This window comes from Rubripirellula reticaptiva, assembly GCF_007860175.1.
Taxonomy (GTDB): Bacteria; Planctomycetota; Planctomycetia; order Pirellulales; family Pirellulaceae; genus Rubripirellula; species Rubripirellula reticaptiva.
The window spans coordinates 898750-914257 of sequence record NZ_SJPX01000003.1; the positions used below are offsets into that span (position 1 = coordinate 898750).

9 protein-coding genes are annotated in these 15508 nt (G+C 53.8%); 7 read left to right on the forward strand and 2 right to left on the reverse strand.

Features of this window, described 5'->3' with window-relative positions:
* The first annotated feature begins 78 nt into the window (after positions 1-78).
* From Poly59_RS16205 to Poly59_RS16235, 7 genes are all read left to right on the forward strand, one after another.
* On the forward strand, positions 79-1275 hold the full coding sequence (locus Poly59_RS16205) for a DUF6786 family protein (protein ID WP_146535113.1): 1197 nt from the start codon (positions 79-81) through the stop codon (positions 1273-1275).
* Positions 1276-1347: 72 nt separating this feature from the next.
* A complete protein-coding gene (locus Poly59_RS16210; RefSeq protein ID WP_246151695.1) occupies positions 1348-3750 on the forward strand; it encodes a glycoside hydrolase family 95 protein in 2403 nt (800 codons plus the stop codon).
* 199 nt (positions 3751-3949) lie between these two features.
* A complete protein-coding gene (locus tag Poly59_RS16215; RefSeq protein WP_246151696.1) occupies positions 3950-6106 on the forward strand; it encodes a glycoside hydrolase family 172 protein in 2157 nt (718 codons plus the stop codon).
* Positions 6107-6173: 67 nt separating this feature from the next.
* Positions 6174-8606 (forward strand): glycoside hydrolase family 95 protein, encoded by a 2433-nt coding sequence (locus Poly59_RS16220; protein WP_246151697.1) that lies wholly within the window; start codon positions 6174-6176, stop codon positions 8604-8606.
* A gap of 101 nt (positions 8607-8707) precedes the next feature.
* Positions 8708-11098 carry a glycoside hydrolase family 95 protein gene (locus Poly59_RS16225; RefSeq protein ID WP_146535114.1) on the forward strand — a complete coding sequence of 797 codons (2391 nt, stop codon included), beginning with the start codon at positions 8708-8710 and terminating at the stop codon, positions 11096-11098.
* 45 nt (positions 11099-11143) lie between these two features.
* A complete protein-coding gene (locus tag Poly59_RS16230; protein ID WP_146535115.1) occupies positions 11144-12304 on the forward strand; it encodes an alpha-L-fucosidase in 1161 nt (386 codons plus the stop codon).
* A 196-nt stretch (positions 12305-12500) separates the two neighbouring features.
* Positions 12501-12920: a hypothetical protein gene (locus tag Poly59_RS16235; RefSeq protein WP_246151698.1), complete on the forward strand. Its 420-nt coding sequence runs from the start codon at positions 12501-12503 to the stop codon at positions 12918-12920.
* A 168-nt stretch (positions 12921-13088) separates the two neighbouring features.
* On the opposite strand, the gene Poly59_RS16240 is transcribed toward Poly59_RS16235, so the two are convergent.
* Together Poly59_RS16240 and Poly59_RS16245 are read right to left on the reverse strand one after the other, a co-directional pair.
* Positions 13089-13712, reverse strand: a complete 624-nt coding sequence (locus Poly59_RS16240) for a sugar-binding protein (RefSeq protein ID WP_186776306.1) — start codon at positions 13710-13712, stop codon at positions 13089-13091.
* 298 nt (positions 13713-14010) lie between these two features.
* On the reverse strand, positions 14011-15480 hold the full coding sequence (locus Poly59_RS16245; RefSeq protein WP_146535117.1) for a DASH family cryptochrome: 1470 nt from the start codon (positions 15478-15480) through the stop codon (positions 14011-14013).
* Positions 15481-15508 lie beyond the last annotated feature (28 nt).

The window sequence follows — 15508 nt, forward strand, 5'->3', positions numbered from 1 at the left end:
ATGCGATCAATGTTGATTCTGTTCCCCAGATTCACCCTACCACTTTTCCTGTTCCTCACGATCGATTGCGGAATTAACATGACCAATGCTCAGGAGAGCCCCGTTGCTGCGAACACGTTCCGGGCCGATCTGGATTTTTTGAAAAAACATACACCGATCGTTTTGCTCGAAAGTAACGGCGCGGCGGTCGCAGTCGCTCCTGACTATCAGGGCCGAGTGATGACCAGCACCGTCGATCTGCAAGGCGGGCCGAGTTTCGGTTGGATCAACCGCAAGGTCATCGAAGCAGGGTTGTTGTCGGATGAAGATCGAAAGGGGCAACTGGAGGAGCACATTTACATCTTCGGTGGCGAGGAACGCTTTTGGTTGGGCCCCGAAGGCGGTCAATTCGCTTTGTTCTTTCAACCCAACACAAAGTTCGAGTTTGAAGACTGGACCACGCCGGCGGCGATCGATACCGAGCCGTTTGAATTGGTCGAGCAATCAGCAACGTCGGCAAAGTTTCAACGCAATTGCGAGATGATCAACTTCAGTGGCACCGAGTTTGCGATGGGGATCCAGCGAACGGTAAGTTTGCTTGACGAGGCCGCGATCGCGGCTTCGCTCGGTGGAACCGCGCTGCCAAGCGGCGTCAAGTGTGTCGCTTACCAAACTGACAATCGCCTGACCAATCGAGGCGATGCAGCCTGGGCACCCCAAACCGGGATGCCATCGATTTGGATTTTGGGAATGTACAATCCGTCGCCCAAAACAACGGTAGTGATCCCGTTTAAAGCTGGTGACGAATCGGAACTGGGGCTTGCGGTCAACGACTCCTACTTTGGAAAGGTGCCGCCAGCCTATTTGACGGTCCACGACGATGTGTTGTTTTTCAAAGGCGACGGTACTCATCGGGGCAAGATCGGCGTTTCGGCGTCGAGATCCAAGGGTATCGCAGGCAGCTATGATGCGGTCGGTGGAGTCCTAAATATTGTGACTTACAATGTCCAGAGTGCGCCCAGTGGCTATGTCAATTCGATGTGGGAACATCAAGAAAAACCGTACGATGGTGACGTGTTGAACGCTTACAACGACGGTTCACCTGCACCGGGCGAACCACCGTTGGGGCCGTTCTATGAACTTGAAACATCGTCGCCGGCCGCAGCGCTGAAGCCTGGTGAAACGATGCGGCATATGCAAACCACCTTGCACATTCAAGGTTCCAAAGACCAACTCGACACGATCGCCCAGCGGATGCTGGGAGTCAGTCTTGATGACGTCATAGTGAGTGAATGAGCGAGTAACGATCCTGACGCAGTCGGATCGGCAAAGCCGTTATCTAGATTCGGTACAAGTACGAACGCAAACTTGAGTATCACAAAGAAGGCAGGTCAAGTGCATCGAGTTCTTTTGACAGTCGCGATCGCTGGTTTGATTTCGCCAGCAACGTCTTGGGCAGCACGCCATGACGTCGACGAGAGCAGTAACCCCCAAGCAAACCAAACGTATACCGACGAGGCTGCTGCGCCCGACGAGCCGCTGACGCTGTGGTATCGCAAGCCAGCGACCAAGTGGGAAACCGAGGCGTTGCCGGTTGGAAACGGGCGACTGGCCGCAATGGTTTTCGGCGGAGTCAATAACGAACGAATCCAGCTTAACGAGGAAACCGTTTGGGACGGAGTGCCGACGGATCACGACAATCCCGATGCTCTGAAGGCATTGCCGGAAGTCCGTCGGTTGCTGTTCGAAGGCAAGAACGACGAGGCGACTCGGTTGGCCGGCCGAACGATGATGGGACGTCCAATGAAGATCAAGTCGTACCAGACGCTTGGCGATGTTCACCTCGATTTTCCCGACACGGACAAGGTCTCGGGTTACCGACGCGATTTGGATCTAACGACGGCGATCAACCGGACTCAGTACACGGTCGAAGGGGTTACCTACACGCGAGAAGTGTTTGTCAGCGCGCCGGACCAGGCAATTGTGATTCACCTTACGGCAAGCCAACCCGGAAAGATCAACGTCACAGCCCGATTTGCACGTGAAAGTGCGACGACGAAATCGGCATCGGATTACAGGCTCGTGTTGCAAGGGAAGCTTGGCGTTGACTATGAGGCGCAGCTTCGTCCTGTGGTCAGTGGCGGCAGTGTTACGTCCACCGACGGAGAACTGAAGGTTTCGGACGCCGACGTTGTGACGCTTCTGGTGGTTGCTGCGACGAGCTACAACAGTGCCACGGACATTACAGGAGATGCAACGGCACGCTGCGAAAACTACGTGCAATCGCTGAGCAACAAGTCCTACAAGGATCTGCGTGCCGCGCATGTAGCTGATTATCAAACATTGTTCAATCGTGTGCGGTTGAACTTGGGATCAACCGATGCGGTTAACAAGCCGACCGACGAGCGATTGCGAGACATCAAGAAAGGCAATCATGATCCGCAGTTCGAAACGCTGTATTTTCAGTTTGGACGCTACCTGTTGATCAGCAGTTCCCGTCCTGGCTATCTGCCCGCTAACCTGCAGGGCAAGTGGGCGCAGCAGTACAACGCGGCTTGGAACAGCGATTACCACTTCAACATCAACTTCCAAATGAACTATTGGCCGGCACAGACGACCAACTTGGCCGAGTGTCATCAACCGTTTTTCGATTACGTGGAAAGCCTCGTTCCGTTTGGAGAGAAGACAGCCAAGGTGCACTATGGCGCCAGCGGCTGGACGCTGCATCACCTTTCGGACATCTTCGGTATGACGGCTCCGGCGGATGGCGTGCACGGCATTTGGCCGATGGGAGCAGCCTGGGCAAGCCGCGATCTGATGGAGCACTATCGCTTTGGTGGCGACAAGGAATTCCTGACTCAGCGGGCGTATCCGATGATGAAGGGTGCGGCGGAGTTTCTGTTGGACTATTTGGTCGAAGCACCCGAAGGAACACCGGCGGCCGGTCGATTGGTCACCAATCCATCGCACTCACCGGAGAACGCATTCATTAAAGCTGATGGAACGGAGTCGGTGTTTACTTACGCGTCGACGATGGACTTGCAGATTGTTCACGATCTTTTCACCAGTCTCTTAGAAGCGAATCAGGCGATCGATCCGTCAGGAGATTTCGACAAAGAGTTCCGCGGCGAACTTGAATCGGCGCTCGCCCAACTGCAGCCATTGCAGATCAGTGCCAGGACCGGTCGCTTGCAGGAGTGGGTCGAAGACTACAAAGAAAAGGACCCAAATCATCGCCACACCTCGCACCTGTATGGTTTCCATCCTGGCAATCAGATCACCAAAAACGCGACGCCCGATCTCTATGAAGCGGCCAGGAAATCATTGGAAGCACGCGGAGATTTCGGCAAGGGATGGAGCATGGCATGGAAGGTGAATTTTTGGGCTCGTTTCCACGATGGCGACCGCGCTCACGTGCTGCTTGGCAATCTTCACAAGAAGATGACGCTCACCAACCTTTTTGACACGCATCCACCGTTCCAGATTGACGGCAATTTCGGCGGGACGGCGGCAATCGCAGAAATGCTTTTGCAAAGTCATGACGGCGAAGTGCACCTGTTGCCCGCGTTGCCAGCGGTTTGGAAAAGTGGATCCGTCAAAGGCCTGCGTGCTCGTGGCGGTTTCGAAGTGGACATCGCATGGAAGGACGGCCGGTTAACCAACGCTACGATACGCTCGCTAGGCGGAACCCCGTTGCAAGTTCGCTACGGCAACGAAGTTCGTAAGCAAGATCTTGCCGCAGGCGAGAGCTTCACGTGGGATGGATCCTAGGCAGTGCTGAAAAAGAGTGACTTTGAAGAAGTGGCTTGTTCGTTTTCAGTCGCTGTTAACTCCAGCGTTGGATGCCACAAATTTCCGGCGGGATAGCGGTGCAGACAATGCGTAACTGAGAGGGCTCCGTTTTTGTCGCCCTTGAAATGGATGCGTTAGTAGACGCACCCACATTTGAAATTTTTTGAACAGCGAGACGATGAATATGATCTTTAAAACAGCCTGTTTTTTTTCTGCCGTGATGGCATTGTCTGTTCTTGCGGGGCAATCGCAAGAGCCTGTTTCGGTCGATTCGCTGCTGAACGAAATGGTCGATCGGGATGCAGTGGCACGTTATCCGGAAAAGGATTTTCGCCTGAAGCAGCATAGCAGCTACAACCGGGCATCAAAGACGCCCGATGAACCCGCGGGCTGGTTCAACAACAAGGACAACAACACGCGGGACAAGGACAAGTGCTTTGTTCGTATCGAAGAAAACAACGGACGAAAGGAATGGGTCTTGATGGATCACGAGGGGCCGGGCGCAATTGTGCGCACTTGGGTGCCTTGGCGTGGTCACTCGGACGCAAGCACTGATGTCAAGATGCGGATCTATCTCGATGGTGATGACGAGCCCGTGCTGGAAGGAAACATGCTGAGCATGTTTGATGGCAGCGGATTGTTTCCGTATCCCTTCGCGCATCCGTCCCTTCGCTCGGCGGTGAATTTTTTTCCAATTCCCTATGCAAAGGGCTGCAAGGTGACCACGGATCAAATGCCATTCTTTTTTCAGATCACTTATCGCGAATACGACGAAAGTACTCCGATCAAGACCTTCACGATGGAGGAATTTGAGTCGGCGAAAGAGTTGACTGAAAAGACGGGCAAGCTGCTCTTGAATCCGGGTAGCGGAACGGGGCAAGAGATTCCTGAATCTGCTGGGCCGAAAGTCTTAGTGACTTCCGCTACGATCGATGCTGGAGGTGAGCAGTCGCTGGATCTTCCTGCAGGTACGGCCGCGGTGCGGGAAGTGTCGGTAAAACTGGGCAGCTATCAGGATCCAAATGTCACTCGCCAGGTGGTGCTGAAGATCGAGTTCGACGGCAAGGAAACGGTTTGGTGTCCGATTGGAGATTTCTTCGGTTCGGGTATCGGTTTGAATCCGGTGCAAGGTTGGTCTAGCACCGTTGCCGAAGACGGGGCCATGACGTGTCGCTGGGTAATGCCTTATCAGAACAGCGGCAAGGTCTCGCTGCTAAACCTCAGTGCCGCGCCGGTGGACGCCGAATTGGTCGTCCAGACCGGCAACTGGAACTGGGATGATCGCTCGATGTATTTCCACGCTGGATGGCACGGCCAGTACCCGGTGCCGACTCGTCCGTATTCGGATTGGAATTACGTCACCCTGAAAGGTCGTGGTGTGTACGTCGCCGATACACTGACAATCATGAACCCGGTCGAAAGATGGTGGGGCGAGGGTGATGAGAAGATCTGGGTCGATGGAGATGACTTTCCATCAATATTTGGAACGGGAACCGAGGATTACTACGCCTATTCATGGGGCGGTGTCAGCACTGACTTCTATGAGCACCCATTTCATGCCCAACCGCGTGCTCACGAATACAACAAATTGAACCGCAAGCCTGCGGCGGAGGCGTTGGTTCGCAACACGCATGGTTACAGCGTCGAGAGCCGTAGTCGTGCGTTGGATACGATGCCCTTCGGCAGTTCGCTGCAGTTGGATATGGAGGTGTGGTCCTGGACGGACTGCGAGATGGGATATGGCGTCGGCATGTCTTGGTATGGATTTGCGGACACCGATTCCAACCGCAAACCAGAACCGGTCGAGGTGCGCAACGTTCCGCCAGTGCCGGATCTCAACATCGCTCCCGCGGTCTCCTCTGCTCATTCGTTCAAAGACTCCGTCGAGATTGTTCCCGAACAAGTTCTGTCGAAGACGGCCGGGACCGCGCTGAAGATGCAGGACTTGAAAAGGATGAAGTTCAAGGGCAAGTGGAATCTTGGCACACATCAGTTATTCAAAGGCGCTCACGTCGGTGACGCCATTGAAATTCGTATCCCGGCTGCCAGTGATGGTGCGGAAAGGTTGGCTTTGTATGCCACGAAATCGAATGACTTTGGTGTTCTGCGTTTTTCGGTGAACGGAAAAACTGCTGGCGTGGAAGTCGATCTCTATGCCGCCAAGCCTGTCCCGACCGGCGCGATCGAACTGGGCGAGTTCGAGCCGGTCGAAAGTGCTTATGTGTTGCGAGTTGAGGTGGTCGGCAAGAATTCCAACAGCAAGGGCACATTCTTTGGCCTCGATTGCGTCACCCTGTCTTTGCCAACGAGTGAAAGCACGGACGTCAATCAATGAAAGAGAACTGCATCAAAGTGACTCGTGGGAACGCGCCTCAATCGAAGCAACAAGAGAGTCATCAGTCATGAGCATTGGGAAATTTGTAGCTACGCTTGGTATCTTGCTGGCGTTTGTAACGTTGGCCGTGGCCGATGAACGCTACGTGCTGCGGTACGACGCGCCGGCCAACGACAATTTTGAAAAGTCGTCGAAAGGAAAACCCAAGGGGCTCGGCTTCATCCAGACGGCGCTGCCGCTGGGCAACGGTCGGTTGGGGGCCATGTTTTCCGGCGGTATCGATACCGAGCATCTGCTAATCAATGACATCACGTTGTGGATGAACGCCAAGCGTGGACAGGATGCGGTTGCGCAGTCCGGCACTCGTGTCGTTGCACCGGCGGACTTTGAGACGGTTCGGAAAACCTACCGAGAAGGAAAATTCGGTACCAAGCCAGGCAGCATGGAAAGCGTGTCGACGAAGTATCTCAGCAGCACCGAGCCGCTGGGGAACTATGCACCGTTTTCCGATCTGTTGATCTCCACCGGACACGATCGGGCATCGATCCGCGACTACCATCGCTCGCTCGATTCACGTACTGGCCTGGGAACCGTCAGCTATTCGGTAGGCAACGGGACATTCACCAGAGAGTTCTTCTGCAGCTATCCTCACGATGTGGTGGTGGCCCGCTTTACGGCCGACGATGCAACGTTGAACTTGACGATCCAGACCACCACTAAGCATCAGGTGGCACATGTGAAGGCTGCGGGCAACCGGATCACTCTTAGCGGTAAAGCGAAGATGGTTCAGGACGATGTCGAGTTCATGCAAATCGTTCAGGTCGATGCCGGGGACGCCGAAATTTCGCCGCAAGCTGATGGCTCGATCAAGATCTCCGGCGCTAGCGATGTGAAGATCTACTTGGCGGGCTATTGCGACTATCTGCCGGTCTATCCGTCATTCAAAGGACGTGACTACCAAGTGGATTGCGAAAAGGCAATCTCGGCGGCGGCCGAGATTGGGTTTGGTGCTCTTAAGCAGTCGCATGTCGCCGATGTTTCTTCGCACATGAATCGCTGTCGTTTGAAGCTGGATTTTGAACCGTCCAGATTGACCACCGATAAACTCGTTTCCAGCGATGGCAGTTTGGAACTTGAAAATCTGTACTTCAACTACAGTCGTTACTTGCAGTTGAGTTGCTCACGCGGCGCACCGGTTCCTTCGAATCTGCAGGGAATTTGGAATGCAGACCTCAAGCCGGCGTGGAATTGCGACTACCACACCGACATCAATGTGCAGATGAATTTCTGGATGGTTGATCCCGCGAATCTGTCGGAGTCGTTTGGTCCGTTTGCTAAGTGGACGAAGATCGTCGCGGAATCAGGCGCGCACACTGCCCGAGAAACCTTTGGCGTCGATAAAGGCTGGAGCATGGGGCTGAACGGCAATGTCTTTGGCTTCACCGCACAGAATGTTCACGGCCGGCGCAATCAGCAGGCCGGGCACTGGCTTTGCCAGAACTTGTTCGATCACTATGCCTTCAATAAAGATCGTGCCTACCTCGAAGAAATTTATCCGATCCTGAAAGGCGCCGCGGAGTTTTTTGTCGAGTATCTCGCACCTTGGAAGGACGGCACCCTGGTTGTCTATCCCACCTGGTCGCCCGAAAACACTTACCTGACCAAACAGCACGGCAAATTGAACAAGCAGGCTTACGGCGCGTCATGGGATCAGCAACTCGTACTGAATCTATTCACCGACTGCATCGAAGCGTCCACAGTTCTTGGATGTGACGAGTCGTTCCGCAGAACGCTGCAAGGCATGATTCCGAAGCTTTGCCCTCAAAAGATTGGTCAGTACGGTCAATTGCAGGAGTGGCCAGAGGACTGGGACAACCCAAAGGATACGCACCGCCATATCTCTCATTTGATCGCGCTGCATCCCGGTCGGGATATTTCGCCACTGACAACAAAAGAGTTGTATCAGGCGGCTCTGGTTACGATGAAGCATCGGGGCGACGAGTCGACCGGCTGGAGCACCGGTTGGAAGACTTGTTTCTGGTCGCGTCTGCACGATGGCGACAGGGCGCACAATATCTATCGATTCCTGACTTCCCAACGAGCTTACCCCAACCTGTTTGATTTTCATCCGCCGTTCCAAATCGACGGTAACTTTGGTGGCGCGGCAGGCGTGTGCGAAATGTTGTTGCAGAGCCATCTGCGCAGCGTGAATGTAGATGCGAAGACAATCGAAGGAGCGGCGTTTGTCGCGTATCAAATAGATCCGAAGGAGCCGACGCATTTTGTTCCGGTTGTTCCGGACGAATCACTTGCCGACGCACCGTATATCCTGCACCTGCTGCCCGCGTTACCGTCGGTCTGGCCTAGTGGGAAGATCAATGGGCTGAAAGCGGGGGCGGTTTTGAAGTCGACATCCAGTGGGAAAACGCGGCGCTGGTTCGGGCTACCATTCGGGCGTCACGAAACGGTGAATTTCGTATTTATGCTGGCGGTGAACTGAGCGAAGTGGTTTCGCTTGAAAGTGGTGAGTCTATGGTCTGGCCGCTCGTTCAATAGCACACGAATCAATTTATCAAACGCTCGATGGAGCGGAGTCACTCAATGTTTCGATCCAACTTGTTCTTCCTGGTTTCTTGTCTTCTCACCTTGCCGCTTCAAGCAGATACCAAGAGTGATTCGAGCTACACAAATGAAATCTGGTTCCGGCAGCCGGCAACTGAGTGGACCGAAGCGTTGCCGATCGGCAACGGGCGTCTTGGGGCCATGGTTTTTGGCGGTATCGACCAGGAACGGTTGCAGCTCAATGAAGACACGCTCTGGTCCGGCGGCCCCCAATGTTACGACAATCCGGATGCTTACCAGCATCTCGCGACCGTTCGTGATCTGCTTCAGCGAGACGAGTATGCCGAAGCCGAAGCGATCGCACAGCAGATGTTGGGGCGTCCGAAATACCAAGCAGCCTATCAGCCGTTGGGGGATCTGTTTCTGGATTTTGATCACGGTGATTCAAATGATCAATCACCGAGTGACTATCGGCGTGAATTGAATCTTGACAACGCCATCAGCACTGTAAGCTATCAAGTCGGTGCAGCACGTTTCACTCGAACCGTGTTTGCATCGCATCCAGACGAAGCGATTGTGATGCATCTGGATTGCGACCAGCCAGGGAGAATCGCGTTTGATTTGTTCATGGACAGTTCCCATGTGTTTCAGTCGGAAACACCATCCAACGACACGCTTTTGTTGACAGGCCAAGTCGCGCCGCGGGGTGAAAGCAAACTGAGCGGGTCCAGAAGTTTGATCGCGCCGTGGGACGGTCCTGGTTTGAAATTCGCTGCCCTAGTGAAAGTGAAGGCCGACGGCGGAACGGTTGTATCGCGCGGCGGAAAAATAACGGTTCGCGATGCGGACACAGTCACGATCTGTTACTCAGCCGCGACGAGTTACGTCAATTTCCAAGACACCAGTTGCGATCCGCAGGAAAAGGTTGACGGCTATCTTTCAGGCGTCGAAGGGAAAACGTTCGACCAACTGCATCAGCGACATGTTGACGACTATTCATCGTTGTTCGGGCGAGTTTCAATCGACCTTGATGTGGACGAAGCCAATTTGCTGCCGACCGATGAGCTGGTTCGTCGCTCGACCGACGACAATGATGCCGTGCGTCATTTGACTGAATTGGTATTTCAGTACGGTCGCTATCTGATGATCGCCGGTTCGCGTCCGGGGACTCAACCTTTGAATCTGCAGGGAATCTGGAACAACGAACTCGATCCGCCTTGGGCGAGCAAGTACACGATCAACATCAATACCGAAATGAACTACTGGGTCGCGGAAGTTGGCAACCTGAGCGAATGTCACGAACCGCTACTTCGCATGGTTGCCGAGTTGCAAACACCGGGGCGGGCAACGGCTCAAACGCACTATCGCGCCGGTGGTTGGATAGTGCATCACAATACCGACCTTTGGCGTGGCACGGCTCCGGTGGACGGTGCTCAGTGGGGAATGTGGCCGATGGGTGGTGCGTGGTTGTGCCAACATCTTTGGGAACACTACCGATTTACTGGCGATACCGAACACTTGCAAAAGTCTTACCCGATTCTCAAAGGCGCCGCTGAGTTCTTCATGGATGCTCTGGTCGAGAACTCGGAAGGTTGCCTGATCACGTCACCATCGCTGTCACCCGAACACAGTCACGGCGGCGGCACGAAAGATGGCCAAAGCGTTGGTCGTTCTGGGATCTCGCTTTGCGCGGGTCCTACGATCGATCTGCAAATCCTCCGTGATCTGTTCGCCAATTGCATCGCCGCATCTGAAACTCTGGATATCGATTCAGAGTTCCGTTCGCAGTTGATTCAGACACGGGCACGTCTCGCACCGATGCAGATTGGGCAACATGGCCAGCTTCAGGAATGGTCGGTCGATTGGGACAACCCCGAGGATCAACACAGTCACGTTTCGCACATGTATGGACTGTTTCCGAGCAGCCAGATCAATCCACGCGACACGCCTGAGCTGTTTGATGCGGCGCGGACCTCCATGATCCATCGAGGGTACTCGGGCGGTTGGTCCGGTGCTTGGCGAGTCGCGTTGTGGGCGAGACTGGGCGATGGTGAGCGGGCACTGACAGCGCTGACTCAGCATGTGATGCCGCGACTGGGCGCAAATTTGTTTAACGGCGGAGAAAAGTTTCAAATCGACGCCAACTTTGGCGCGACGGCCGGCATCTCGGAAATGCTCCTGCAGAGCCAGCTTGACGAAATTCACCTGCTGCCGGCGCTACCGCAGGCATGGGAAAGCGGGACCGTGAACGGACTGCGGGCACGTGGCGGTTTTGAAGTCGACATTGCGTGGAAGAACGGCCAGTTGACCGAAGCAAAAATTCGTTCACTCGGTGGTAAACCGTTGACGGTTCGTTACGGCGACCAAACCCGTAGAATGGATCTGTCCAAAGGCCAGACAACCATTTTCAAACCGGTTAGCAATCAATAGCTAGAAACACAACTTGTCACTCTTACTCATTGCATCGAGGCAGAAATGAAACGTCGCGAATTCTTAGACAAAGCTGCCCGAGGCACTGGTGCTGCCGCATTGGCCGTCAGTTCGGTGGACCTGTGGGGGCAAGAATCGGCAGTGCAGTCGTCTGCCGGTGATCCAGGGTTGACGGTGCCCTCGTACTTGACGGACGTCGCGGATCTCTACCAGCAGGATCCTCGCAAAGCAGCGATCAAGTGGTTTCAAGACGCCAAGTTCGGACTATTCATTCACTATGGGCTTTACTCGTTGCTAGGCCGTGGCGAGTGGGTGCAAATCAAGGAAAAGATTCGCGTCGCAGAATACGAAAAATTGGCTAGCCGTTTTACAGCGGAAAAATTCGATGCCGACTTCATCACAGACATGACGCTCGAATCTGGGATGAAGTACATCAACATCACAACGCGTCATCACGATAGCTTTTGTCTGTTCGATTCGAAGTACACGGACTTCAAGAGTACGAACACGCCTGCAAAGCGAGACTTGGTTGGCGAACTTGCCGAGCAATGCAGTGCCAAGGGGCTGGGTTTCTACTTGTACTATTCCCATGGCCGCGATTGGCGGCATCCGCACGCGCCCAACAATTGGGGTTGGGGTGGCTCGGCTCGACCAAAATACGATCCTCCGGAGACGTTCTATACAGAAGGCCCCGAACACGATCTGCAGATTTACGTTGAGTTCATGAAAAATCAGGTCACCGAATTGTTGACCAACTACGGTCCTATTGGCGGCATTTGGTTGGACGGCATCGGCGTGCCGCTGTCACGTCGTGGCAAGATGGGCCAGTTCCATACTCAAGAACTGTACGACCACATCCACTCGCTGCAACCTCAAGTACTGGCATCATACAAACAAGGGCTGTTGGGGACCGAGGACTTTAAGGCACCCGAGCGGAACTGGAAGGGCGAGTCCAATGTGCCACTGGAACTATGCGATACGTTACAGCCACACGGTTGGGGTTACACGAAATCCGATGACGGCAAGCACAAGACGCCCGAGCAAGTGATGGCGATGCTGGACAACGCGAAACAGATGAAGGCGAACTTGCTATTGAACACCGGCCCGATGCCCGACGGTTCGATTCATCCCGAAGACGTAAAGACATTGAAACAGGTGGGCAAAAACTTGGCGGCCGGCAAAAAGAAAGTCACCGATAAGTCGTAGGTTGCGAGCCTTTACGCTTAGGACCGAGCCGAGAATTACTGTTGTGGTGGACGGGGCGACGGGGCCAGTATGAGGGACTCAATGCCTCGTCCAATACTTTTAGATCGGACACTTATTTCCCGCTCGGTCCTTAGGTATTTCATGTCGACGGGTCGCGCGACGTGGATTCACGTAGACAGTTTTCAGAGAAGCTATGATGTCGAACCAAGACCCTTTTGACCAGGCGAATCCTTATGCTCCGAGCAGCGGGCCTTCGATGGCGTTGCCAACCGAAGGCAATTTAAACGCGAGCGAATTGAAAAAGGCAGAGGCCATCATCAAGGATGCGAGGCAGTTTTGGTTAGGGATCTTACTCTGTTTTTTGTGTAGCGGTTTTGGGATGGTCATCATTGGTCCGTGGTATCTGACCCGGCTGTTGCAGTGGAACAAGATGTCAAAACAACACCCCTTCCTCATGAATCCAGAAGCACTACCACTCAGCTTGCCCAAACGGTTTCAGTCATCCAAATGGAAACTGATGGCCGGCTTGGGATTTGGATTACTGATGTTCCTGTTGCTTGGCCTACTGTTGGTGGTCAGCTTCGCAGCAGCATCACAAGCTGTCCCCCGTCAATAGAGCAATCAAATGGGGGCGGCAACTGCAGTGAGAATCGCAGTTTATCGAAGCCGCTTTCAAACTATTGGTCGCTTCGTTGATTCAAGATTGAGACAGTGGGCGATCGATTCGAACCAATCTTCATCGCCAAGTGGTTTGTCACGAGAGCAAGCGTTGAACGACGCGAGCCTATTTCAACGTCAAGGTTCCGAAGTTCTCAGTGCTCTCCCATGAATCGTTTTCAGCATGGCTCCACTTCGCAACTGATACGCGATCGCCGCTGCCGTCGTCATTGTTGACTTGAAGTTCCAAACCAAGCTGATCACCGGCATGAAGTGGCGAATCGGTCATGTTGATCGACATCTCGACGAGATAGCCGGATTCTGTCTTCGTGCTCACTGCCTTGACATCTGATTCCGAGAAACCGGTGCCGAGGCCGCTGATCATGCCCTCAAAATTGACTCTGTACTGAGCATCATCCGCTTCGTAGGACGCTGACGCTGCGTGGTTTCGATCCACGAAAAGCTCGATCGAATCATGCGCCCAATCGTCACTGGATTTCGCCGAAAGTTGCGAGTCATTGACCTGCCACAGCACCGAGAGCTGATCCTTGCTCCAGAGCACGCGAACGTCTGCCGTTGACATTTCTACTTTGGATACCTGAGTCAACTCGTCAATCGGCCTGTCGACCTTGATTGGCGTGGCTGTGCTCCAAACTTCGTCGATTTCACCATCAACGACTGGCGTTCCCTTGACGGCAGTTGCCATAACGCCCGTCGCAGCCGCTTTTTCCGTTTCGGTAACCGTTTTCACTTCAGTGCTATCCTCATCGCCCGCATGGGCAGTACATGGAAGAACGCAGATCGCAATGGAAGCAACGGCAAATTTTAAAACACGCAACATTTGTCTCTCGCCTTTGATTATGACTCTAAGCGGGGAATCCTCGAAAGATCGCATTCTAAGCGACACGATTTGCTCGGTGGGGCGAGTGGATACCAATCGGTCTCTAGATCAGATGCCCGGACTTTCATCGGGCACTCGATTCGCCAAACAGACCTGTGAGATAACTTGCGGAGCATCGTGCCGCTTCGCGACAATGCAGGACTGCCGTTTAGTCTTTCTCGCCTGTGAATAAAAGCTGCTGCCGATCGGCTGACGCGAATAGGTCGACGATCGGGGCGGGGTAGTCCACTCCAATGCCGACACTAAATTTCAGTTGTTCGTCGCCGGAGATTTTCCATGGCGTATGAATTTGATCACGAGGGACGTTGGCGAGTTCCGGCAACCAATGCTTCACGTACGCTCCGTCGGGATCGTAAACGCCCGCCTGTTTGATTGTGTTGAACCAACGAAACTCTCTCGCATCGTTACCGACTCCGGCGATGTAGTTCCAATTGCCGTAGTTGCTGCAAGGGTCGTAGTCGATCAGCAACGACTCAAACCACTGGGCACCCATCCGCCAATCAACACCAAGATTTTTCGTCAAGAAACTCGCTGCGTTTTGACGGCCTCGATTGCTCATGAATCCGGTCCGCGCAAGCTCTCGCATGTTGGCGTCGATCAAGGGATAACCCGTCCGTCCCTCGCGCCAAGCGTCAAAGCGGAACGCGTCTTGGTTCCAAGAATACTGTTGTTGCTGAATTCCGCCGACGGTAAACACTCGCCGGCCATGTTTGGCGACGACGAACGCAAAGTAGTCACGCCACAACAACTCGAAGAACATCCAGTAGGTCGAGTCGTTCTTTGCCACCTGCTGTTCGTAGCGTTTGACTTCATCGTAGATTTTTCGCGGCGACAAACAGCCCATCGCAAGCCACGGCGAGAACTTCGACGAGTAATTTGCACCCATCATTCCGTTGCGAGTTTCTTTGTAGCTTCGTATTCCGTGAGTCTGCCACAAGTAGTCATCCAAACGGGCCAGCCCTGCCGTTTCACCGCCTTGGAAACTCATCACACCGCGAGGATCCGGTTCGATGCTGGACGAAGTAAAGAAGTGAATGCCATCGATGTCTTGGCTCGGTATTTTCGCGGCAATCTCTGAGGGAATATTGAGAATCTGATTCGGCGGGGGCAGAGCCGAAGGTGGTTCGTATCGTTTTTCAACCTTCCCACGAAATTTAGTGAAAAGTTCTGGTAATTCCTCGACCCCAAACGGCAAATCTTCGACTTCGTAAAGAGTGTTCGCCGATGCAACCTCGAGTGTACAGTCGATCCGCGCCAATGCGATGCGAACGCGTTCTTGAGTATCTCGCTCTTCGCTGGCGTACTCGAGATGGCAATGAACGCTCGATGCCTGAGCTGTCTTCGCGATAGCCGCTAGCGTGTCAGCAGGATCTCCCACCACGACATGTAAAGTTCCGCCGACCGCATGCAATTGTTTTCGCAGATCAACGAGCGACTCTCGTAAGAACTGCAATCGAAACTTCCCGATCCGATCAAACCCAAAACCGGTCTTTCCAAACGCTGCTGGATCGAGGACGTACACGCAAACGGTTTGGTCGGATCGCTCGATAGCCCGAACTAACGCGCGATGATCGTGTAGACGAAGGTCATTGCGAAACCAAACCAAAGAGATCGTCATCAGAGTACTGCCAGGCTGAAAGAATGAA

Bases quoted from the DNA above. Each gene is read 5' to 3' on its own strand.
- Poly59_RS16220 (WP_246151697.1), top strand. From the start codon at position 6,174: ATGAGCATTGGGAAATTTGTAGCTACGCTTGGTATCTTGCTGGCGTTT.
- Poly59_RS16225 (WP_146535114.1), top strand. From the start codon at position 8,708: ATGTTTCGATCCAACTTGTTCTTCCTGGTTTCTTGTCTTCTCACCTTG.
- Poly59_RS16230 (WP_146535115.1), top strand. From the start codon at position 11,144: ATGAAACGTCGCGAATTCTTAGACAAAGCTGCCCGAGGCACTGGTGCT.
- Poly59_RS16245 (WP_146535117.1), bottom strand. From the start codon at position 15,480: ATGACGATCTCTTTGGTTTGGTTTCGCAATGACCTTCGTCTACACGAT.
- Poly59_RS16215 (WP_246151696.1), top strand. From the start codon at position 3,950: ATGAATATGATCTTTAAAACAGCCTGTTTTTTTTCTGCCGTGATGGCA.
- Poly59_RS16205 (WP_146535113.1), top strand. From the start codon at position 79: ATGACCAATGCTCAGGAGAGCCCCGTTGCTGCGAACACGTTCCGGGCC.
- Poly59_RS16235 (WP_246151698.1), top strand. From the start codon at position 12,501: ATGTCGAACCAAGACCCTTTTGACCAGGCGAATCCTTATGCTCCGAGC.